We start from the raw sequence: 25131 nt of genomic DNA, 5'->3' as shown, positions 1-25131 counted from the left end.
GTGAGCGCAGATGGCTGAGCTGCCGGGTTATCTCAAATGGCTGGAATGGGTCGCCGGATCCGACTGGCCTGCGGGCGATCCCGATGGCATGTGGGGGTTGGCCGACGACTGGCGCGCAGCGGCCGCCGGACTGCGCGACATTCTGCCCGATATCCGTTATGCGAAAACGGCGTCGCTGAAGGCATATCAGGACGGCGACGGCATCGAGGCGATCATCGCCAACTTCGACAGCTATCTCGAAGGTCCGCAATCGCTCGAGATGCTGGCCCGCGATTTCGAGAAGCTGGCCGATTCGGCGACCAGCGTCGGCACCGAAATCGAATACGGCCAGCTCATGCTGATCACCTCCCTCGCGCTGCTTGCGGCCGAGATCGCGATCGCATGGATCTTTCCGCCGACCGCGCCCGCGGAGGAGGCGCTGGCGATTGCCGGAACGCGGGTGGCCATCCGGATAATCGCCAAGCGGATCATGGACAAGATCGTCGAGATCGTGGCCAAATTCCTCGGGCGTCGACTGGCGAATTTCCTGGTCCGTCACATTGCCATCGACACGGCCCTCGGTACCGTCCAGGACTGGGGAATTCAGCAGTACCAGGTGAATTCGGGGCATCGCAAGGAAGTCAACTGGGAGCAGGTCGGCATCACCGCGATCAGTTCGGCGGTCGGCGCCGGTTTCGCGAGCCCGATCGGTGAACGGCTCGGCAATAAGCTCGCCGAGACGGAGATGAAGGCCTGGCTGCGCGGACTACTCACCGGCGCGACGGCGGGCACGGTGGGCGCCATCGCCGGATTCGGCGGAAGTGTTGGCGCACAGTTCGCGTTCACCTGGGCAAAGTCCGGGCCGGAAGGGGGCTTGGACAAGGCCGTCGAAGGTCTGAAGAACACCGAATTCGACCTGCGCATGTTGACGGCGGGGGCCTCGAACGGCGCGATGTCCGGTGCGAATCGTGCGGCGGCCGAGAAGTTCTATCAGAATCGGCATCCGGATTGGTATCGGCCGAACGGTTCGCCGGTAAATCCGGATGACTTGTCCCGCATCGGTTTTCGCCCTGATGTTGATCCGGTTGGCGCCGATGCCGGTGGGCGCGCGGGTGCTGGTTCGGGAACCGGGCAGACCGGCGAAGGTGCGCCGCGTGCGGGGCATACGGGCGAGCCTGTTGCCGGTGGCGCTGGGGACGGTACGGCGGATGGTTCGACAGCGCATGCGGTGGACGATGGTTCGGCGGCTGGAGCTGACAGTTCTACGAACAGTCATGGCGCGGGCGCTGACTCGGCGCAGGCGCATGATGCTGATGACGGTATGTCGAAGGCGGGGGTCGCCGATGATGGTTCTACTGCGCGTGCTGGTGCTGACGGCGCGGCGGCGCATGCGGGTGATGATGGTGCGACCGGCCATGCTGGTGATGACGGTGCGGTTGCCCACGCGGGTGATGATGGTGCGGCGGCGCATGCGGGTGACGATGGTGCGGTTGCCCACGCGGGTGATGATGGTGCGGCGCATGCGGGTGATGATGGTGCGGCGGCTCACGCGGGTGATGTTGGTGCGGCGGCTCACGCGGGTGATGACGGTGCGGCTGCCCACGCGGGTGATGACGGTGCGACTGCGCGTGCTGGTGAGGATGGGACGACTGCTCGTGCGGAGGGTGACAGTTCCTCGACCGCGCGGGCCGACACGGATGCTTCCGCGAACACGCAGCGCGTCGGCGATGGAACTGCGGATGGTGGAGTCGACCAGTCGAGCACGCGGAATTCGGAGGCGGGAACCGGATCGGAAGGTGCCGTCCGACCCGCAGGAGAATCCACGACTCATTCGGATCCTTCTGCGGTACAGACGAATTCGCATGCCGACTCCAACGGTGCCGGCGACCGCACGGGGTCGGCCGACCACACGGGATCGTCGGCGCGTGAGGGACAGAGCCGGATCGATGCCGGTACCCGAGCCGACCTGACCCCCGCAGGCGCGGAACACACTTCGAACACGACTGCCGATGGTTCGCGCGTCTCCGGCGACAACACGGCCGCGCAAACCGGCGCCGCAGCATCGCCCCCACTCCAAACCGGGACTGCCCCTACACATCCCGGAACCGCGCCAACACACGCCGCACCCGACGCGCGCACCGGCGCAACACCATCCACACCGCGCACGACCTCGACCGCCGACATGCGCCCAGGCGCAACTTCCGACACCGAAACCTCACGCGGTGAACAGACCCGCCCGCAACCGACTGCCGAACCCCGCACCACAGACCCACGTGCCACAACCCCACCCACCGCGGACACCCGAACCACCGATGGCCGCCCCGGCCCGGACCGACTCCGCCCCGGCACCGGCGACACGCACAACGAAGCTGAATACCGCCGCGCTGCACCCGAAAACCGCGCGGGCGCAGCCCAATCCACACCTCGCCACCCCACCGCCGAACCCGTGGCAGGCCCACAGGCAGAACCAGCCCCTATCCGCGCCGAGACCCACACCGACGGCAATGCCACCGTCCGTCCCAACAGCGACCGCGCCGCACACCCAGACAGTGCCGGTGCCGTGCGGCCCAATGGGGATACCGCCGGGCGCTCCAATAGTGACGGTGCCGTGCCTCCTGTCAGCGACAGTGCTGTGCACCCCGACAATGACAGCGCGGCGCGTCCGCACAGCGACAGCGTGGTGCGCCCCGACAGCACCAGTGCGCTGCGGCCCGAGGGCGAGAGCCCGGTGCTGCCCGACAGCGACGGCGGTGTGCGCTCGGCGGGCGACGGTGCCACGCGGCCTGAGGGTGACGGTGCCACGCGGTCCGACGGTGACGGTCCCGCCCGTCCCGAGGGGGATGGCCCCGGACCCGACCGTGCCGTGCGTCCCCAGGCTGACGCCGCGGTGCGGCCTGATGATGCTGTGCGCGACAGCGACGGTGCCGTAGAGCCCGAGGGTGCCGGTGCCGTGCGGCCTGACGGCGGCGATGTTGCGCGACCTCAGGGTGATGGTGCTGTGCGGTCCGACGGCGACCGCGCCACGCCGCGCGATGGTGATACCGCCCCGCAGCACGAAGCCGACGATGTGGTTCGCCCCAACGGCGATGGTGCTGTGCGTCGCGAGGGCGACAGCGTTGTGCGGCCTGAGGGTGATGGTGCTGTGCGGTCCGATGGCGACCGCGCGGCGCTGCGCGATGGTGATATCGCCGCGCAGCGTGAAGGCGATGACGTGGTTCGCCCCAACGGCGATGGTGCTGTGCGTCGCGAGGGCGACAGCGTTGTGCGGCCTGAGGGTGCCGGTGCTGCGCGGCACGAGAGCGATGGTGCGGTGCGCCCGGATGGCGACCGTGCCGTTCGGCCTGAGGGTGACGGGATCGCGCGCGCCGAGGGGGACAGTGCGGTACGTCCCGAGAACGAAGGCGTCGTACGTCCTGACGGGGAGGATTCGGTTCGTCCACGCGATGAGGGGGCAGTACGCGCCGAGGGGGACGGCGTGGTGCGGGCAGAGGGTGACACCGTTGCGCGGCCGGACGATGCTGCGGGGCGCGACGGCGAGCGTGTCGCACGCGCCACCGACGACACTCCAGTCCGCTCCGAACCTTCCGAACCCCGGCATGCGACGGACCCGACGACGCGGGCGGACGGGGCGCATCGGGGTGTGGATGTCGAGCCGGCCAAGTCGTATCGTGCCGATGATTCGGCGCGGCGGGAGGAGCTCGAGTCGCGGCGGGAGGCGGCGCGGCAGCGGGCTGATTCTCTCGACCCTGCAGCGGCTTTCGTGCCACAGCCGGTGGCCGAACCGCATACGCATCGGAGCACGGGGGATGCGCCTGCGGACAGGTTACGCGACGGGGCGGATGTTCAGCAGCGGCAAGGGGGCGATGAGCCTCGGATTCCGGGGCGGAATCGTGGTCGGTGCGCGGAGTTGTCGCTGCGGTTGATCAAGGTGCTCACCGGGAATTCGGCGATCAGGTTGCCGGAGCGGGTGATCGGGCTGGACGGGATGACGGCGGCGGAGGTGCAGACGGCCGCGGGTGGGCAGTTGCGTTCGTATGAGGGTCATGCCGAGATCGCGCGGCTGTTGCTTTCCATGCCGGAGGGGTCTTCGGCGCTGGTTGTCGATGAATACAGCGGGCCGGTCGACAGATACAACGTCGGCGCGCACGCGTATGTGCTGGTGCACGAGAACGGCGGGATCGTGGTGCGCGACCCGGGTGCGGGCCGGGTGGAGGGCTTCCCGCCGACGGTGCCGCGCGAGCTCCGCGGCACCTATGCGATTGCCTTCGATCCGGCCGGAAATCCGCTGCACCCCATCGGTTCCGAGCATCCGCTCGCGACCGATCCCGGAGCACGCATCGGCCGTTCGCTGGATGCGCAGCCCGATCAGGTCCGTGAACTGTTGCGCCAGACCGAGACCGGGCGACGGATCGCGGCGAGCTTCGACAACAGTCCCCTACGCGACGGATTCGAGCCGTCCGCAGGTGACGGCCGAGCCGGTGAATTCCGGCGACGCGAGCTGACTGCGGTCGCCTTCACCTCGGGTGCCGACCATGTCCAGCAGGCACTCACCCTGGCCCATGAATCCGTGCACGCCGAACGGTACGTCCAGGGCCGAACCGGTGACGTCCGGGGGATGGCACGCGACGAATTCGTGCGCACGATGATCGACGAGGAGGCCGCGGCAACGGGCCGACGCTTCCAACTGGCCCAGGAATTCCGGGATCTCGGCCACGACATCGCCGTGCACCCGCTCGAAGAGACCTACACCGCCGCCTATGATCGTGCCGCCGCCGATCTGTCGGCGAGCGATTCGTCGCTGACCCCGGCCGAGATTCGCCAGGCCGCGCACGATGTCGCCGTCGATGCGCTACGCCAGGAAATCGCCACCCACGAGTGGCGAAACGGCAAGAACTACACCGATTACTACGGCGACGCCTGGGATCGCGTGCATGCCGCCGGCGCCGAACTCCCGTCGGGCGCGCGCATGCACGACACCACCGCGGATATCGCGGAAAACATGCGGACCGGGGCGCTGGACCGCGAGTCGGCCTTGCGCGACCTGCGCGACACCTCGGAAGAACTCGCAAGGCGCGCGGCCGCCCTCGGTCTCGATCCCACCCTCGCCCGACAGCCCCTGCAACGCCAGATCACCGACCGCCTGCAGCGCATCACGAATGAGCTTGCCGGACCGGATATTCCGCCCGAGCGGCAGGCCGAACTGCGTACCGAAGAACACGATCTGCGCACCCTCGCCGACCTGGCCGACCAGCGTCAGCATGCCCAGGCGACCTACGACCACCGCGCCGACCAGGTGGCAAATGCGGCGATCAAAGAGGTTCTCACCCAACACGTACGTGCGAACCCGGATGCGCGAATGCTCAACGAACACATCGTGCATATCCCCGGCGAACCCGACCGGCTGGTCATCGCGGCAGGCACCGATGACCACCAGCGCGTCCTACGCGATGCCCAGCAGCACCCGGAGATCCGCGAACTGCTCGACCGGCCCGAGGTCGTGCGCGAGCACCTGAACGTCGACGCCGACCAGGTCGGCCGCATCAGAGTCGAGCCCATCGACGAGCCGTCACCCGACCAGTTCGATCGCGCCACCGATCTCACTCCACTGGACCGGGCGGGTCAGGCGGCCCAGGAACGCATCGCCCGGATTCGAGAACAGCTGCGGGAGACCGAAATCGGCCGCTGGGCCGATGAGGTGCTCACCCGCCACGACGTCGATATCGTGCACGAGTCCGGCGCCGAGGACCGCTACTACCCGAGCCGCCGCACCCTCGCCCTGGATGTCGGTGCCTCCGATGCGGCGCAGATGGCCGCCCTGGTACATGGCGCCATCCACGTCGAATTGGCGCATATCCGTGAGACTCCCGGCGGTGCGCAGGAGCGCATGCGCCTGCCGCGCGAGGAATACATCGCGGGCATGCTCGATGAGGAAACCCGTGCCCATGCGCTGGAAATCGTCGCGGCGAAGCAACTCAGGGCCGCCGGACACGATCTCGCGGAAACTCCGCTGGAGCGCGCCTACACCGCGGCTTACGACGAAGCCCGAGCCCGAGCGCACCACGAGAATTCGGAAGCGTCCGCATCGGAACTGGACCGAATCGCCAATGATGCGGGCCTCGACGCCATCCGCCCCGACGTGGCTCAGCATCGCCCCGAGCATTCGACCGAAACCCATGCCGAGTTCTACGGCCACGCTTGGGATGACGCGCACGGCATCCGCTCGTTCGACGATATCGTCCGCTCCGCCATCGCATCCGGCGAACGTTCGGTCACGGTGCTCAGCGAGGGTTCCTCGGTGCATGCCGCGAGGAAGGTAGAGCTGGTCACCTTCAACGATGGCACCGAACTGATCCGCAAGACCGTCATGAACCCGCGTCACGCCGTCGCCGAGCGGCTGGCGTCGCTGCTCGGCCGCACCATCGGCGCGAATGTGCCCGAGGTGTTCCACGCCAAATCCAATGTCTTGTACCTGGAGAAGTTGGCGGGACGTGTTGCGGCCGAACGGCATCCGCAGTTCATCGATGTGCACGAGCTCGGTTACGCCGACACCGTCGCGGGTCGTGCGCTCGGTCTGCTGGACGCGCTGATCCGGATTCCGGACCGCGACGCACAGGGCTGGATGATCGGCCCGCAGCGCGAGGTGCTCGGTATCGACCACAGTCGTGGTTTCGAGGAAAGCGATGCCGCGCGAAACGCGTTGAGCCCGTTCGCCGAACACTTCTTGCGTCGCAACGGCGACAGCATCGAGGTCATCGACCACCATTTGCCGCGCGCGGTGGTCGACGCGATCACCGAACGCGTCGCCGCGCTGCGACCGGAGTTCGACAAGCACGGTCGCGGCCAGTGGCACGACACGGTGATGGCGCGCCTGGCCGAAATCCGCGCGCACGCCTCCGATCTGCCGTCCGGACACGGCGACATCGCAGTGCGGCCGGAGGACTCGAGCAGGCACGACGAGGATTTCGACGACCGCCCGAACGCCTACACCAACCGGTACGGCGGGGACAATCAGCACGGCATCCACGGTCGGGTCGATGCGGACGGCGTGCTGCGCGCGACGGTGCGTGTCGGTGACGGCACACCGACCGGGCGCGAAATGTTCCGGGACATGATGCGTGAGCTCGGACATCAGGTGACCGAGATCCGTGCCGAGTGGAATGCCGACGACCGGGTCCGGGACAACCTCGACACCTTCAATGCCGGTGTGCAGGAGCTGTACCTGACTCCGGAAGAAGCGGCGCGCAACACCTTCACCGGGAAACTGGCCGTCGAACTCGGCTTCACCGAGGTGAGCTTCGATCACGATGCGATGCGCGGTCGGCCGGGCGAATACGAGAAGGTCGTCGCGCATTTCAGCAGGCCGGAGACCTCGGTCCGCCCCGGAGCGCCGGGCGACGGGGCGGATTCGCCCGAGTTCCGGCCGGCCGACGACGGTCCCGAGCCGGACGCCGGGGCCTGGCAGGTCCGGCCGCGGGATATGACCGGTGCTCCGGTGTGGGAACTGCTGGGGCGCAGCGAAACCGGACGCGAAGCGGCCGACGCGCTGCGGGCCGCCGGTGTCGCGGTGCGCTTCGAAGATGGCCGGCGGGATTCGTTCAACGGCCGGACCATGGACGTGTCCGTCGACACCCATGACCGCAGCCAGCCCGCCCAGGCGGAGGCGCTGGTACGTGCGGCGGTACTCGCCGATGCCGTGTTGTCCGGTCGGGTCGAGGTGGATCCGGCCCGTATCCGCGCCATCGATCGCGCGGATTACGTTGACGCACAGCTACGTACGGAAGCGGAGGTGCTCGGCAGACAGGCCGAACTCCGCCGTGAGCTGGGTGCGGCCGGATATCCGGAGCCGGCCCCGACCACGCACGATATTGCGGATTCGGCCTACACCCGTGCCTTGCACGAGCAGTATCTGACCGCCCGCGACGCGGCCGTCGCCGCTGCGGATCCGGGCCTGGGCGAGCAGGAACTGCGCCGAATCGGTCGCGAGGCGGGCATCGAGGCGCTGCTGTCCGGCGATATGTTCGACTCGCCGCTGTACCCGAGCGAGGGCGCGAGTCTGCGAGATATCCACGGCGGCACCTGGGACGCCCATCAGCATCCCGACGGAATGCATGAGCCGACCTCCGCGGAGTCGGCACGGGAACTGCAGCGTCTGGTCCGCGAACATGCCGCGCTCACCCGGGAACTGCGTGCGGTCGAAGGTGATTGGGATCGTGCGGTCCGGCGGCTCGGGGCCTTCGATCCCGAAACTCACCGCGGCGACCGGGATCTCTTCGAGCACGGCCGACAGGCCGTGGCGGACAACAGGATCCGGCGAGCCATTAGTGCCGGAATGAATTCCGAGCGCACCGCGCAGGTGCGTGTGCTGGCCGAGGTGACCCGTCGGCACGGTGAGGTCGAGGCGCAGCGCAACCGCCTGCTCGATGAGATCGCGGCACGGGTCGGACGCGAAGTGCTCGGCCCGGAAGTCCTCGACGGGCATTGGGTCGACGACCGCGTTGCGGTACTGCCTGGTGAACCAGTGCGAGTGATCGTGGTCGATGCTCGAGGTGATCATGCCGCGATATCGCGCGCGGCGCCGGATCGAGGCAGCGATCTGCATCGCGCCATCCGCTACGGCGATGCCGTCGCAGAACGGGTCCGCGTCGGCGTCGACGGTTCCGGGGCCGTCCAGGTGCGCCGGGAGCCGGTGGATCTGCGCGCCGCCTGGGTCGACGCTGCCGCAGCGGATGTGCGTGCGGAGGTAGACCACCTGGTGGCACCGCGACCGCCGGACGAACCCGCCGCGGCATTGCCGGACCAGTCGATGGTCGACACCGCGCAGGTGGCGGCGGACCGGCTGCAGCGCATTCTCAGGGGCAACGAACTCGGACGGTGGGCGACCGAGGTACTGGCCAGACACGGGGTAGAGATCCGCTTCGGACTCGACGTGGATTCCAGCCGCTACGACGGCAGGCAGCAGCGCGGCGTCGATGCCGGTTACGACCCGGCCTCGAATACCGTGCTGCTCGGCCTGACCGATACACCGTCCCAGCATGCGGCGGAGGCGATTCGGGCGGCATATCTGGCCGAACAGCCCGGCGACGGTCCGCTCGAGCGATTCACGCTCGGCCGCGACGAATACGTCGATCTGATGCTCGATCGGGAGGCGGTGGCGCAGGCCAGAGCCTTCGAATTCGACAGGTGGCGGCAGTTCGGGACGGAAGCATCACCGGCTCCGGAAACGTCGTTGTCCAAGGCATATAAGGATGCCTTCAAACAGGCGGAGCAGCAGGCCTTGCGGGCCTACCGCGACAACCGTGAGGTCGCGGACAGCATGATCGATGCGGCCGCACATCATGCCGGTGCCCGTGAAGTGCGAAATCGGTTGGTGGAGTTGGGCCCGCGCGTCGACGGCGGTGACCTCGCCGCGTTCTACCGGGCGCAGTGGGACAGCGCGCACGGAATAACCCGTGCGCCCGGCGAGGGACCGCCTACCCACCGCACCGACACCCCGGCAATTCGGGATCAGCGCAGTCGTCAATACGCGGCGGAAATCGAATCTCTTCGGCTACTGCGTGATTCGGGCCGTTTCGTGCCGGTCGGTCCTGCCGAACGCGCCTATGTCGACGCCTACGACCGCGCCTATCAGCGCGCGGAGCGGGCCGCGGCTCGCTCGAATGATCCGGCGATCCGGCCGGAGCGGGCGGGTTACGAGGCCGGGCGCGAAGCGCTGCGCAAGTACATCGACAAGGTCGGTCTGGAACCCGCCGAGGTCGCCTTCGATGTCGCGCGGCACGCCGACGACAACGTCGACGACTATCGCCCGTGGTCGGATACGACCGAGCCCGAAACCGGGCGTCCGGCCGATCAGGACGCATCGCCGCGCCCGATGAGTTCGCAGGAAGCCGCGGACCGTGTACGTCGCGCTCTCGACGATGAACTGGCGCGGGATCCGGGTGGGACCCGGCTCACCGACCGGGTCGCCCAGTTTCCGGGTCACCAGCCGGTGGGACGCGGACGTCTGGTGGTGGCGGCACCCGAGGGCCGGCACATGGACGCGCTGCGGGAACTGGCCGCGACGCATCCGGAATACACCAGTGTGCTGTGGGACGGCACGCAACGGATCGAATACCTGCAAGTGGGGCCGGGTTCCGACGGTCTGCACGATGCCCGGTTCATCGACGCCGACATTGCCGAGGGGCCCTACCGTCGCCCGACCGAAGACGAGGCGGCCACCGAACTACTCGCGCACTACCTGCGCTACCGCGCCGCCGGACAGACCGATCTCGGGTTCGATGCCTGGGTGCGCCAGCTCGGCCCGGATGCCTTCAATACCAGGGAGAATGCGTCCCCGAACCTCGCGGGCAGACTGCGTCTGGACTTCATGGCCCGCGGTTACGAACTGGCCGAGGCGGATCCGTCCATCGGCGAACCGCATCCGGCGGAGGTGGCTCGTCGTCTGCTGACGCGACAGCTGGCCATGCCGGAATCCGCTGATGCGGCAGGGCGGGAACGTCGTTGGCCGCAGTTCAGTCGAACCGAGGTGCAGACCGGGGCGTGGGACTTCCCGGTCATACTGCAGTCCGACGGCAATGGCGGCTGGCGGGTGGCGCCGCCCACCGGAGATGGCAGTGCGGGCGATGTGCTGGCCAGGCAGTTCCAGGGCATGTCCGATGCCGATACCGGGCGGCTCGGGGAACGGATAACCCGAATCCTGCTCGACGGTTCGGCCGATCTGCACGAGCGCAGTGCAACGAAGGGCCTGCTGCGCAGGATCACCGACCGACTGTCGTTCGGAAACCGATCGGAACAGGGCGATTCAGCGCCGCGACCGATCGATCGGCCACGGCCCGGCGATGATTCGTTCGACGCACCGGAGTTCCCACCGGCACATCCCGACGATGGCGCACAGGAGCGACAGGCCCAGCAGCAGCGACAAGACGTGCTGGATCGGTTGGCGGCCGAGAATGCGGCGGCGGTGCGCGAGCGCGAAGACGCAAGGGCAGGAGGCGATCCGGAGCGCATCGCGCGGGCCGAGGAGCGGGTCGCACGGCTCGACGAGGCGATGGCGGTCGCACTGCAGCGCGATGCGTTGTTGCGGGCCGGCGCGATTCCGGTGACCGATCGGGTCGGTGTGGTGCCGGGTGAGCCGGCGCGCGTGTTCGTGGTCGGCTGGGGCGACGGTGATCCGGTTCGCGTGCTGGACGATGCGGCCGCCCGACATCCGCAGCTCGCGGCATTGCGCGCCGAACCCGGCACGGTCGTACGCGAGTTGCACATCGGCGCGCAGGGCGAGACGCGCGTGCTGCGCATCGATGATCCGGCGGCGCGGCAGGAGGTCGAACGGCCGACCGAGGCTGGTGGCGGTGGTAAGAAGCCGCCGTCCGAGCCTCCCGTCCCCGCCGGAATGCCCGACGATCCGGAGCCCTCGCGAAATGAGAACTCCGGCAACGGATCCGAGGAGTCGTCGGCAGGACGGCCGTACGCTCCGGCGAATCCGGACGAGCCGCGCCGCGTCGTCATCGATGCGAACGGCGAAGAGGTGCCGCTACAGGTGCGGCCCGACGACGAGGGGCACTGGCGGGTCGAAGCTCCCGAAGAGTCCGGAACACCCGCTCGCCCAGCAGATTCCGATCCGCCCGAGAAGAAGTCGCCACTGCGCCGAGCGTGGGAGCGGATTCGGGAGAAGATGCGCGTGCGTGGTTACGTGGGCGACTACCCGAAGTACCCGTCGGGTTCGGGTGAGGATCGCCGCGGCCAGAACGCGCTGAAGGATGGCGTCGAGCATGCGCCGGACCTCTTCGAATCGCATCCGCACGCGCCCCATCCGCAGCAGGCGACGCCCGGGCACGAGACCGTCGCTCGACCGGCCCCGGAGAGTGGAGGCGAGGGCCTCAATATGGCCCGAATCGCCAAGGAGGGCTGGACCGCGTGGCGCAACCGGGAGCATCTGCCGATCCTGAACAGGTTCTCCGGTCGGACCCAGGATGTGGCAGGCGATTTCGTGGTGCCACGCACACCCGATGGCGAGGAATACCGGTTCTGGGTCAGCGATGCCGATCCGGATCTGGTGCGCCAGACCGTCACCGAACTGCTCGAGGTCGAGGCCATCGCGCCGGAAGAGGCGCGGGCAGTGCTGGAAGAGGCACTGGCCGTTGCCGATCCGGAACAGCGGCAGCGGATCATCGATGACCTGGAGAACTTCGGTCTGATCTCCGACGAGGAGGCCAGGGCACTCGAGCACGAGCCGACGCATCCGGAGCCGACCACCGAACTCGACGGTCCGCCACCGGAAGACGAATCGCTCACCGATAAGGCACACCGACTCGGTTTCGACCTGCCCGACGAAAGTCCGGAGACCATTCGCCGGGTACTCGACGAGCAGGAATACCGGACGATGCGTGAGGCGGCCGCGATCGCGGGCCTCGCGGAGGCGGCCGATCGCTTCAACGAGGAGGTCACGCGTCCGTACGTCAATGCCGACCTGCTGGGCGACTCGGCTCGCGAACTGCACGGTCGAGAGCCGGTGGCGGGCGAAATCGAGGATCCCGATGCCCGGCGGGTCGACGAGGACGAGGACTACTACGACGAGGGCGAGCCGACCCGCGAGTCCGGCCCCGAATTGGGCGCGCCCGACGCCACGGGCCGTCCGGTGCCGCTGGCCGACCAGCTCAGCATCTTCGACGACAATCCGATGGGTCGCTTCCTCGAGGAGCTGATCAGCGCCTTCGACGGCCATCCGGGTCTGCAGAACTTCCGGCCGGTCGGCAACGGCGCCGACCCGCTGCGCGAATGGGGCGATATTGGGGACGGCCAGGAATTGGGCCGCGACCAGGGGCCCAGGGTGTTCTTCGAACATGCCCTGCGCCGCGACCAACTTCGCGACGAGGCGTCCACGTGGGCGCAGATGTTCGGCTTGGACCTCAATGATGTGAACCCGCGGAATCTCGATGCCACGCTGCGCGGGTTGTGGGCCGAGAACGATGCGCGCGCCGCCAGGGTCGCCGAATTCGCCGACGCCGCCGAACCGCATCTGCGTGCCGGAGAGCAGGAGCCGGTCGGAGAGATCCACGGCGATCAGGTCGCCCGGGTGCCCGTCGGGGAGGGCGCGCCGGACCGGCTGGTGGTGATCAATGGGCCGCTGGACCGGGCGGATGCGCTGGCCAGGGCGCTCGCCGCCGATCCGTCCTTGGCCGATGCGCTCGATCGTGGTGAGGTCGAACTCGATTACCGGAACGCGCGCACAGATCGCGCGGGGCAGATTCATCTGGATCCGGTCGAAACACCCGAGGTGTACCACCATCGGGAGACGATCGATGGCCGCGAGCTGGTCGTCACGATGGTGCGCGACAACGACGGTCAGTGGCGCGCAGTGCAGGCACCCGTCGAGGAGCCGACGAGCCATTCGCCCGGCCACGAGAGCGATGCGCCGCCGCGCACTCGGGCCGAGATGGTCGCCGAAATCGTCGATCTGGCCGACGAACTCGGACTCGGGCCAGCGGCGCTGCACCCGGATCGGCTGGCACAGACCATCGCGGAACTGAAGCTGGCCAATGCCCTGCGCGCCGGTCAGGTCGAGGCGCTGGCCGACTTCGCGCGCACGATGAACGAGATCGAGAACTTCAACGATATCGGCGATGCGCGTGGTCAACTCGCGCACCGGCTCGATATTCCGGAGTCGGAGCTCACGCCTCGGCGCGTCGCCGAGGCGCTGGCCGATCCACAATGGCGCAGCGCGCGGCGCGAACAGCAGTTCAAGGATCTGGCCGATTACGCCGAGCAGTTGCGCGATATCGATCTGGGCGCGGTCAATGCCGCCCGAGATCGCCTGGCCGCACGGCTCGGCCTGAATAGCTCGGAATCGTTGCAGCCGCCCAAGATCCGGATCGCCGATGACGGTGAGATCCTGCGCGGACTGGATGCGAACGGACTCGATCCGGCAAAGCTGCGCAAGGTGATCGCGGGCCTCGAAGGTGACGGTAAGCACGATCAGGTGGTCGACGCGCTCACCGAATATATGCGTGCGCTGATCGATGTCGATCCGTACTCCGATGTGCCTCGGGGGGATCTGTCCGCCGATCCGCGGGCCGCGGGCGAACCGCCTGTCCATGAACTGGCTTGCGTGCAGGCATTGCGTGAACTCCTCACTGAGGCAATGCAATCCGGTGATCCGCTCGATCTCGGAAGTGTGCTTGCGGACCATCCGGGCCGCGCCGACGACGCATCCGGCGAGGGGCGTGGACGGCCCGAACCGAATCGCGACTGGGCCCGGCTCGTCGGTGTCGATATCGCGGGTGCCGACGATGCGACCTTCCGCAAGGTGTACGAGGCCTACCGCGATGGAAAGATCGAGAAGCACGAGGGGCTCAGTCCGAGCGAGCTGACCGCGGAGCTCGGTCGGATACGCGCGGCGATCCGAACGCGTGCCGAGCAGATCAGGAACCTCGCGGCTCTGCTCGACGAGTTCTACACCGCCCCTGGTGAATTGACCGCGCCCGGATCTGGTACCGATCAGGCGCCGAGGGTGAGTGGGCCGGACGATGGCGGGCCCGATCCGGTTCGGCTCGATGACCCGGGATCGGGCGGTGGGGACGATCCACCGATCCGGCCCGGCTCCGAGCCGGACTCCCGCTCGGACTGGAAGCGGCAGATGGATGCTGAACAGGACGAGTGGAACGCGCGCATGCACGCGGAACTCGACGAGTGGGTCGCGCGGATGCGCGCGGAAGAGGATGCACCGCAGGGCAATTCCGATGATCCGAGGGCGCGGATCGACGAAGCGTTCCAGCGTGAGTCGGCGGCGGTGGAAGAGGATTTCCGGCGTCATGAGGAGGCTTCCGAGGCCGCGCATCAAGCGCTGATGGATCACCTCGATGAATTGGCGCGCCGGCTCGATGAGCGTTTCGGAGCTGTTGACGATTCACAAGAGCCTGTGCCGGAACCGGATTCGGCTGATTCCGAGTCGTCTGTCGATGAGGCGTCGACCCATGATTCGGGGGATGGCGAGGAGTCGGTCCATCATCAGGATGACGACGCCGAGTATCGAGCGTTGATAGACCAGCTCGATGAGATCGTGCGGCGCCTCGAAGGGGGTTCCGAGGAACCGCCGTGGTCGGATGAGGATGGTCCTGAGCCGACGGCATCGCCGTCCGGACCGCCACACGATCCGCCGGACAGTCCGGCTTCCGGTGCGAAACCGATCCCGGAGTCGTCCGAGCCGACGCGCGCCGAGGAGCCTGTTCTGGTCCGTTTCGACGACGATTCGGATGGCGTGGAGCCCGTTCGTCCAGAAGAGGCGGGTCCGGCCACCGAACCGGTCGCCGAAGCCGGTGGCGGGTCGAAGAAGCCACCCGCCGACCCGCCGACGTCCGACCCGGAGGAACCGTCGGGTGGGAACCAAGGTGGGGAAGAGCGCGGTGCGGATAACCGGCGGGATGACCCGCCCGCCCCGCCGACGTCCGAGCCGGAGGAACCGTCGGGTGGGAACCAAGGTGGGGAAGAGCGCGGCGCGGATAACCGGCGGGATGACACGGAAGCAGCCGGTAGCTCGGAGCCGGCGGCGGAAGCCCGGACCGGACCGGAGCATGAGGAGGCGGTGCGGGCGCATGCGGATGCAGTCGCGCGGCGGGATGCGCTGGCGGCCCGGATCGCGGAGCTGGCCGACCGACTTCCGGCGCAGGAGGATGCGGACGCGTGGACGCCGCGCCGAATTCGGTCGACCGTTGCCGAATTCGCCGGGCGGCGACTGCTCTCGGATGCTGATCGTGCCGTCGTTGCCGAATTGGAGCGGCTCGCACCGGAATTCGCACGGGTGGATGCCGAGGTGGGCGAGCTCGCGGCCCGCGTCGGACTGGTCGACGAGTACGACCGGCTGCTGCGGGAGCGACGTGATCTGGTGCGCGAGCGCGAGTTCGTCCGCGCCAAGGCCAATGAGCGCGCGGCCAATTTGGGGCTGGACGATTCGACCGAATGGGTGCGCCGGGACCCGGATGCGCGCGACGAGGCGATTCAAGCACTGCACGCCCACGCCCGGACCGATGTCGTCGACGTCCTCGGTGGCCTCGAGGAGGCGAACCGGCAGGTGCGCAGCCCGGTCGAGCCCGGCGAGCAGGGACGGCGCGAAGAGGTGCTGCGCAAACTCATCGCGGCGACCGAGGACTTCGAATCTCTCGACGATCAGGTCCGACGGGTGGATCAGCGGCTGTCCGAGCTGGAAGACCAGGGCGTCGCGCGGCACCGCCCGCCGTCGGAGGAGGGCGCCGCCGAGATCGATCGGATGGCGCGGGAGCGGGCTGAAGAGCTTCGGCAGATCAAGCCGCGGCGGACCATGCGTGATGATCTGGCTGTCCGGCTGGGTGTCGTCGATGAGGCGGGCAACCCGGATGAAACTGCGCTGCGACATGATCGGCTGCGGCGCACCATCACCGACCTGCGATTCCAGATAGATGACGACGCGCGCGATGGCACCCTGTCCCCGGATGAGGTAGAGGCTCGCCATCGTGAGATCGACGGTCTCTTCACCGCCGCCGACGATGTGAACCAGGCGCACAATCGGATCGGCCGACTCCAGGACGAAATGGCCGGAGCCGCGGGCGTATGGCGGCAGCAGGTCGAAGCCGAAGGCGGCCGTATGGTCACCGACCGGGTCGGCATCGTGGAGGGCGAGCGCCCCCGCATCATCGTGTACGGGCCGCGGCCCGATCCTGCGTCACCGCGCGCGGATCACGATCGGGCCCTCGCCGATGCGCTGCGCCGCGATCCCGCGGTCGCCCAGGCGATGGTGCGTCCGGAAACCCGCGTCGAATACCGCCAGGTGCTCGCGGATCGCGAGGGCAATACCCGGACGTTGCGAATGCCGCCACCCGAGATCCGACGACTGAGCACCGGCTGGCACAACGGCAGAGGTATGGATATGACGTCGTGGGTCGATGCCGAAGGCACTGTGCACCATGTCGATCCGACTCGCCCGGATTGGGTGGGCAACCGCGATGCCGGGACCGTGCCGAAGAAGTTCACGCCCAAGGATCCGCCGGACGGTGTCAGCGGCTGGGCCATGGAGGATGTCGTCAACGACATCACCCTGCCGACCGATCACGTTCCGCCGGGCGAGATCGCGGAGAGCACGCTGCCGGTCAATATGCCGCAGGCACCGTCACGCTACGACACGTCGTCCGTGCCGCCCGGCACTCCCATCTTCGAACAGCATTGGGGCGGTGACGCTTACAACATCACCCGGCTGATTCTGATGGCCGCGCAGACGCCGAAGCATCCGGCGGTGAAGGCCTGGATCCAGGCGCATCCGGAGATCGGTGAGTGGGTGCAGGCCCGGCCGTGGCTGCAGAAGATTCCGCCGTTCGGCACCGTCTTCCGCAACTATGAGTGGTTCGCGGGACCGGAGCGCAATATTCAGCCCATGCATCGGCCGTGGGATCCGGCCGAACACGGCACCCCCGCGGATCGGGTAGATATTTCCGAAGGGCTGCAACGGGAATGGGATCGCGACGTCGCGAACTGGCGTCGCGTGCAGGACTGGGCCGATGCCGAGTACGAGCGGTTCCTCACCGATGACAGCGATATCGATCGGATCATGGACGGGCTCGACGCGCACCGCCGTGCCCAGCAGGTGGCGGCGGCACGGGATGTGGTCGGGACAGTGCAGGACAGGCTGGTGACCGCGGATCGAGGTATCGATCCGACCCGCGATGTCGATGCACAGTTGCTGCGGATGCAAGACGAAAACGATCGTGTCGCAGACGATTTGGCTGATCGCTTCCAGATCGACGATCGGGATGCGGTGCGCGACACCATCGCCGATATTCGTGAACTCCTGCGCGCTGGCGCGGATCCGGACGCCATTGCCGAGATCTTGGCCCAGCACATGCGCCACGATGTACCGGATTTCACGCGCGCCGAGATCGAACAGATCAAGAACCACCTGATGGTCGATGAGCATCTGGTGCGCGATTACAGCGATCCCAACGGCGCGTATGTCCGTCGCCCGATGGATCGGCTCGCCGATGTCGCCGAGGCTTGGAACCGGTTGATGGCGGGCGAACCGCTGCCCCAGGACCTGGTCCTGTTGCAGGATGCGCGCGCCGAATCCGACTTCCTGCGCGCCAATCCCGGTGCCACCTGGCGTGCCGCCAACACCCACGCCATCGGCCTAGGCTTCCATTGGGACGCCGACCGTCCGCCGCTCACCGACTGGCGTGCGGGCATTCCCTACGCCGTCGACATCCTCGCGCCGGACGCGTCCTGGTCGCCACCCGACCAGCACTCCGGCCCCGAACTGGCACCGCCGCCGGATACGCCGCAGTTGGGTGCCACCCCGCCGGATACGCCGAACTCCGGTGGGAGTGCGCGACCCGGTGCGGAGCCGGAATCCGTGCCGGAGGTTCGACCGGAAGGCGCTGGGCCCGGGCGTGATCCCGACGCGGCCGCTCGACAGGCCGAAATCGAGCGCATCGCGGACGAATGGGCAGCCGCGTTCGTCGCCCGCGAAGACGCGCGCGCCGCCCTCGACGAGGCTATGGCCGACCCGAGACCGGAACGCGCGGAGGAACAACAGGCCGCCACCCACCGATTGGACGAGGCCGATGCCGAACTGACGCGGCTGAACGAGGAACTGAGCCGTGCGGTTGCCAACGATGTCGCGGAAACCGGAGCGAATCAACATGATTCGGGACATCGTCATTCGGACGCGTCTGCACGGCAGGATGATTCGGGCACCGATACCTCGCCCGATGCGACCGGCGACGGTGGCTCCGGGCGGCCGCCCCAAGATCCTGCGACCCCGGCATCTCCGGACGAACCCACTGACCCGGTGCGGCGAATCGAGCATGCCCGCCAGCGTGCCGAGGCGGGGTTCGATGAATTGCAGCACCGCATCGAGGCCTGGCACGAGGAAGCGCTGCGGGAGAATGAGCAGCGCCATGCGGAAGCACTCCGGTCACTCATGGATTCCGCTCCGCCGCCATTGCCGGACCCGCCGCTGGACGGCGCTGAGCCGACATCGGACCATGCTGTCGGACCGGATGATTCGCCGAGCCGACACACTGATGGCGAAACCCTGGACCCGGTGCAGCGAATCGAGCAGGCGCTCCAACGGGCCCAGGCCGGTTTCGATGAGTTGCAACGTCGTATCGATGCCTGGCATGCGGATGCGTTGCGGGAAAACGAGCGCCGCTATGCGGAGGCCATCAACTCGCTGAGCGAGCCGAAGCCGCCGGTGTGGCGCGACGATTCATCGACTCCGGTGCGGGAAGCGGCGCTTTCGGACGGTGTCGAGCAACTTGATTCAGCCACCCCGCAACATCCGGATGAGGTCAGCTCTGATCCGGTGCGGCGGATCGAGCAAACGTGGCAGCGTGCCGAGGCAGGATTCGACGAGCTACAGCGCCGGATCGATGCATGGCATGCGGAGGCGTTGGCAGAGAACGGGCGTCGCTTCGATGAGGCGATGCGTGCCTTGGCCGAGTCGCGACCGCCGAGTTCTGGTGCGCAGAGCGCGGACCCTGTGGCGCGGCAGAGTGATCCGGTGCGCGAGATCGAAGAGATCCGGCAGCGCACCGCGGCCGGATTCGATGAGTTGCAGCGGCGGATCGATGCGTGGCATGCGGAGGCGCTGGCGGCCAACCAGCGGCGGCATGAAGAAGCCCTCCGGGCACTGGCTGAGCGGCCGCGACCGGACGATGGCGCCGAGCAGAGCGATCTGCTGAGCAGGATCGACGAGCTTCGTCGGCGCGCCCAGGCCGGGCTGGATGAGTTGCAGCAGCGGATCGATGCCTGGCACGAAGAGGCATTGGCGGCGAATCAACACAGGTTCGACGAGTTCAACCGATGGTTGAACGCGACGGTGCCGGAGGGGGACAACTCCGACGCGAGTCGTCGTGCGCCGGAGCCCGGCCAGGCCGATTCGAGTCCGGCGGAGGCCCGGGAACCGCTCGGGGGGCGGCCGGGTGATTCGGCGTTGCCGGTGGACGGCGATTCGTCGCCCGGTTCGGTGCTGCGCTCCCATATCCCGCATCCGCCGAGGCTGAACCACGAGTACGAGATGCCCGATTCGCCGAGCAGGGCACCGTTCGATCCGACGTGGCCGCTGCCGAAGCACCCGCCGGAACCTCCGAAGCCACCACACCCACCAACGCCGCCGCAGCCTCCGGTGCCGCCGCATCAGCCGCATCAGCCGCAGCCTCCGCTACCGCCGAAACCGCCTGTGCCGCCGCATGAGCCGAAGCCGCCCAAACCGCCGGTCCCCCCGAAGCCCCCGATTCCACCTACACCACCAGTTCCACCTACTCCTCCGGTTCCGCCGCCGGTGCCACCGACCACGCCGGTGCCGCCGCTGCCGCCTTTCCCGCCGACGCCACCGGAGCCTCCGGTGCCACCGACCACGCCGACGCCACCGGTGCCGCCGACCACGCCGGTGCCGCCTTTCCCGCCGACGCCACCGGAGCCTCCGGTGCCACCGACCACGCCGACGCCACCGGTGCCGCCGACCACGCCGGTGCCGCCTTTCCCACCAACGCCACCGGAGCCTCCGGTGCCACCGACCACACCGACCACACCGACGCCACCGGAACCTCCGGTGCCACCTACGACGCCGCTGCCCCCGTTCCCCCCGACCACGCCGGAACCCCCAACGTTCCCACCCCACGACCCGACGACACCCCCGCACGACCGGGTACACCCACCGTCATCAGGCCACCCGTCGGAACCCCCGAACCGTCCGGGTACACCCGTGCCTTCGGACCCACCCGACCGGCACCACTCCGGTGCCCCACTGTCTCCCGGCCGGCCCGACGCATCCCACCACCAGATCAACCCCGTTGCACCGCAACAAGACCCGGCAACTCAATCAACTCCGCCGCCGATGTCACCCCCGCCCATCGGCGCACCACCACCCACCCGAAACCGCCCGGGTTCCAACGGCCACCGAAACCGCCCATCCCAGAACGGCAACAGCGCAACCCTTTTCGTCCAACCCTTCTCCGGCTTCGGCGTGCCCGCACACTTCGACCCGGAAACCGGCGCACTCCAAGCCGTCGGCGGCGGAATCGGCCCGCAACTCGGCGTATACGGCGATCTCGGTGACACACCGGTCGTCTTCTACCGCGATCCCGCCGGCCTCGCCCTACGCATCGGCGACAACACCGTCAACCTCGACACCCCCCTCGTCGCAATCGAATGGGAACCCGTAGAGAACCGCCAAACCCGCTTCGCCGTCACCGCCTCCGGCACCGTGGTCTGCCAACTCCTGTACCGCTCGCTCCCACCCGAACTCGACCTGGGCCGCCTGATCCACGACGTCTGCGCCACCCCGACCCGCCGCACCCAAATCTTCACCCGCTGACCCATGGCACAACGCATCCCACAACCGCGAAAGTCTCGGGAACTGCTCGCGCATCTGAACCAGGTCGGGCGCAAACGCCGCTGGTGAGTGCCCAGCTGCTCGACCAGGTATCCGCGTCGGTCCGCCAGCTAATTCGCCTGCCATACCACACAATTGGGTACAGATGAAGTTCTGCCGAAGGAAGTCATGAATACGCGCAAGCTCCTGCTGGTGTCATTGATGTCCGTTCCGCTGTTGACAGCCGGTTGCTCACACCAGAATTCGAAACCGATATCCCAGGCCGTGCCGCATCCGCCCGCCGCGCACGAGGCCGCACGGGTGCCGGTCGGTCCGGGCCCGTCGGGGACCTATACGGTTCAGCCGCAACCGGCCGAGGGCAGCTGCCATTTCGGCAAGTCCGTCAGCGGTCAGCCGCTACCGGATCCGGCGTGCACCCCGGGCGCGACCAACCCCAAGGTCACCGCCGACACCTTGGGCAGCACCATTTGCGCCAGCGGCTACACGTCCTCGATCCGCCCGCCGGCCAACATCACCAACCGGGAAAAGGACGCCAACGCCAAGTCCTACGGGTACACCGGCTCTCTGCACGACGCCGAATACGACCACCTGGTCTCGCTGGAACTCGGCGGCGACCCCAACGATCCGCGCAACCTGTGGGTGGAGCCACCTTCCCCAGACCACAAGCCCGGTGCCGGACCCAACAACCCGAAGGACACCGTCGAGAACCAGCTGCATTCGCTGGTGTGCTCGGGCAAGGTGGCACTGACCGACGCCCAGGACGCCATCGTCGCCGACTGGACCACCGCCCTTGCCACCGTCGGCCATCCCGACGGAAAGTAATGGCGCGCGGCCAGCAGCGAGTCGCACGCCGATGGAACTCTTCCTTCACGGGCGGTTGAGCGGTGGGCTTTCGTGAATCGCGTATCTCGGCGCTGTGCCAGGATAGGCACGGTAATAAGCTCGGGCACTGTGCGTGCGTTCCCATGCGCGGTGCGCAGATGAGGGAGATTGCGGCGACGTGACCACACCTGACGGCGAAGCACCCGGCGACAAGTCGAATGACGGGCCGACCCCGAATCACGAGCAGCGCACGGCCGTACCGGATGGCGATGCGGAGTTCATGGCCGAGTTCATGAAGGCCTTCGAGGCGGCCGACGACAGCCCGATCGAGGACGAGGAAGACGACGAGGACGCCCCCGATATCGGCTTCACCCTCGACGAACCGGTAGACGTCGCCGAGCAGGCCGAACAGCTCGTGCACCGGATCGCCCGCGCGCTTGCCGCCGGTGGCCCACCGGGCTGGCAGCGCCTGGAGGCCGTCTTCGCGATGACTACGAGCACCGAAATCGGGTTGGTGACCTTCGCCGATGACGAGCAGCGCGAAGCGCGGGTGCAGCCTGCCGATGAGGTGGTCGAACTGGTCCGCGAACAGCGGCATCTTTCGGCCCAATTGAGCGATGGCCCTTGGTGGCGGCTGTTGATCGAGTTGGCGAGCACCGGCGAGATCGAGGTCGATTACGACTACGGTGACGAGCCCTTCCCAGACGATCACCTATTCCTTCCCGAGGTCTATCTCGCGGATTTGCAGGCGTACCCGCGCGACCGACTGCCGGTTTGGCTCGCGGCCTACATCGGCCATAGTGACCGGCAATCGCGCCCGGCGGCCGCGGCGGCCGCGCAGGCCAGGGCGGACCGGGAGACCGGCGCGCGTCCGGTGCCGTCCGAGCGCGACTTTCCGGCCTTCCCGGTGATGTCGGCCCGCTGGGCGATTATCGCGGCTGCCTTCGTGGCCGCCGGATCACAGTGGGGGCCAAGGGTTTTGCCCGCTCTCGGCTGGTTCGAAGGTTCGAAGCGCAGCGGGTCGACCCTGTATGCCCTGCCGGGTGGTCGCGCGGTGCTGTCCGGTGGCGTGTGGAATGCGCCCGAACTCGATGCCGTCTACAACGGCGCGGCGCCGATGCCCGCACTGTATGCAGGCGCTCCGGAGTGGGTCGCGAATCCGGTGCTGAATCCGCGTGCGGCCAGCGGACTGTTGTCGTTCTGCTATTGGTGGGACGGTGGTCGGTGGTATCGCGGCGAGTCGCCGACCGCCGACCGGCTCAGCGAAGCGGTGCCCGGCATCTGGACCTCCGATACGGTGGCCGGCGTGGTCGCGGGATTGGTCGCGGAGCAGCCGAGCGATGGGCAGCGCGCTGCGGTGGCGAATCTGGTGTCGGCGGCGGAAATCGGTGTGGTGACCCGGGATACGCTCGTCGAGGTCTTCGGCGACGACGGCACCTTCGATATCGACAGCGCTCTCTTTCAGCTGACGCTGGCCGGTGTGACGATCACCTTGCCGGAGCCGATCTCGCGGGACGCCGCGATGGCCCAGGTCCGCCAGTTCATCCTGGATCAGAATATGGACACCACCGGCTATCCGCTGGAAGATCTGCGCGCAGACCGGATCAGCGTCGGCTGGATGGTGTACGTGCCGACCGAACCCGGTGATATCTCGATCGGGCGCGCGATCTTCTATGTCGCCGATGACGGTGTGCTGGAACAATCTTCGTCATCGGTGGCGCCGTCGGTCTATGCCGCGGAGTTCGAGCAGCGCTTCCAGCAGCGGCACGGTTCGGTGCAGACCTAGGATCCGTCGCTGCGCCAGCAATAGCCGAAGCCGCGGATGGTGGTGATCAAACCGGGCCGGTCGAGTTTCGCGCGCAATCCCGCCATATGCACATCCAGTGCCCGCGATACCGAGGCCGATGAGTCGCCCCAGATGCGGTCCATCAGCTCTTGCCTGCTGACGGCGGTATCGGGTCGCTCCGCCAGGATCCGGACCAGCTGGAACTCCTTGTGGGTCAGCATGATCGGCACCCCGTCCACTTCGACCTGCCGAGCAATCAGATCCACCCGGACATCTTGGGAGACAACCGCTTCCACGGGCGAGGTGTGGATCACGACGCGACGGGTGACCGTCTCGAGCCGCGCGACCAGCTCCCCGATTCGCGGCGGTTTCACCAGGTAGTCGTCCGCGCCGGAGCGCAGCGCGAGCACCACGGTGCGCTCACCGGCCCGTGCGGTGAGGATCAGCACGGGGACCGTGCTGACCTCACGCAGCCGCCGCAACACCTCCAACCCGTCCATATCCGGCAGTCCGAGATCGAGGATCACCGCGTCGTAGTCGCGGTGGGTACGTAGTAGGTCTGCGCCGCGCCGCTTGCGGTCGACGAGGTAGCCGCGAGCGGTGAGCGCGGCCTGCAGCGCTTCCCCGACTCCGTCATCGTCTTCCACCAGCACAAGCCGCACGCGCCGATCCTTGCAAAGCGAAGGTTCGACGCGCAGCCGTTTGCGGATAGCCATGCTCGACGAAAAGTGAGCAGCGTGCGTCGGCCGATGCGGTCGGACAGCGCCCCTGCCGGCGGCTGCAGCACACGAATGCCAACTCGGCGCGACCAGCGTGACGTACTGGCGGCTGGAGCAGAACCCGCGCTTACCCGGCGATGTGTCGTAGTCATTGTGAATTTCCTTCTGGCGCCGCACTTACCCGCCGTAAAGGCAACTGTGAGTGCAGTCACAACATATTGCCAGGGGTCCGCCGATGTTCTGACGGTCCCTCTGGAAAAAAAGTCCCAGCCGAATTCAGCGCCCGATAATTCGGCCATCGATGTGGCAGATGCCCTGGTAGGAGGCGGGATCGAATTCTTAACAGTCTCTTTAGCTAGTCACCATCGGTAACGGGATACGAGTGGCGATCTGCGTGCCACTATCGGAAAAGACACCGATGGCGACTATGTGGCCTGCACTCGAAACAACAGCACGCGGTCGGTGAATCGGTTGTG

Annotated in this window: 4 protein-coding genes; 3 read left to right on the top strand and 1 reads right to left on the bottom strand. The window is 67.8% G+C overall.

Annotation, left to right across the window (positions count from 1 at the left end):
• Positions 1-10: 10 nt before the first annotated feature.
• The 3 genes from ACIBW7_RS38270 (at position 11) to ACIBW7_RS38260 (ending at position 23936) form a co-directional block, all read left to right on the top strand.
• On the top strand, positions 11-21310 hold the full coding sequence (locus ACIBW7_RS38270) for a hypothetical protein (RefSeq protein WP_397055199.1): 21300 nt from the start codon (positions 11-13) through the stop codon (positions 21308-21310).
• A 186-nt stretch (positions 21311-21496) separates the two neighbouring features.
• The gene (locus ACIBW7_RS38265; protein WP_397055197.1) at positions 21497-22150 is read left to right on the top strand and encodes a hypothetical protein; all 654 of its coding nucleotides are present in this window, start codon (positions 21497-21499) and stop codon (positions 22148-22150) included.
• A 178-nt stretch (positions 22151-22328) separates the two neighbouring features.
• Positions 22329-23936 (top strand): hypothetical protein, encoded by a 1608-nt coding sequence (locus ACIBW7_RS38260; RefSeq protein WP_397055195.1) that lies wholly within the window; start codon positions 22329-22331, stop codon positions 23934-23936.
• Here the strand turns inward: ACIBW7_RS38260 and ACIBW7_RS38255 are convergent.
• Positions 23933-24598: a response regulator transcription factor gene (locus tag ACIBW7_RS38255; protein ID WP_397055193.1), complete on the bottom strand. Its 666-nt coding sequence runs from the start codon at positions 24596-24598 to the stop codon at positions 23933-23935. The genes ACIBW7_RS38260 and ACIBW7_RS38255 overlap by 4 nt on opposite strands.
• Positions 24599-25131 lie beyond the last annotated feature (533 nt).

The sequence above is a fragment of the Nocardia sp. NPDC049526 genome, from assembly GCF_044465765.1.
Classification (GTDB): domain Bacteria; phylum Actinomycetota; class Actinomycetes; order Mycobacteriales; family Mycobacteriaceae; genus Nocardia.
Note: the sequence above shows the minus strand (reverse complement) of the source record. Positions and strands in the feature narration are given on the sequence as shown.

What these genes read in the sequence shown, in the direction of transcription:
- ACIBW7_RS38270 (WP_397055199.1), top strand. Translation starts at nt 11, where the DNA reads ATGGCTGAGCTGCCGGGTTATCTCAAATGGCTGGAATGGGTCGCCGGA.
- ACIBW7_RS38265 (WP_397055197.1), top strand. Translation starts at nt 21,497, where the DNA reads ATGAATACGCGCAAGCTCCTGCTGGTGTCATTGATGTCCGTTCCGCTG.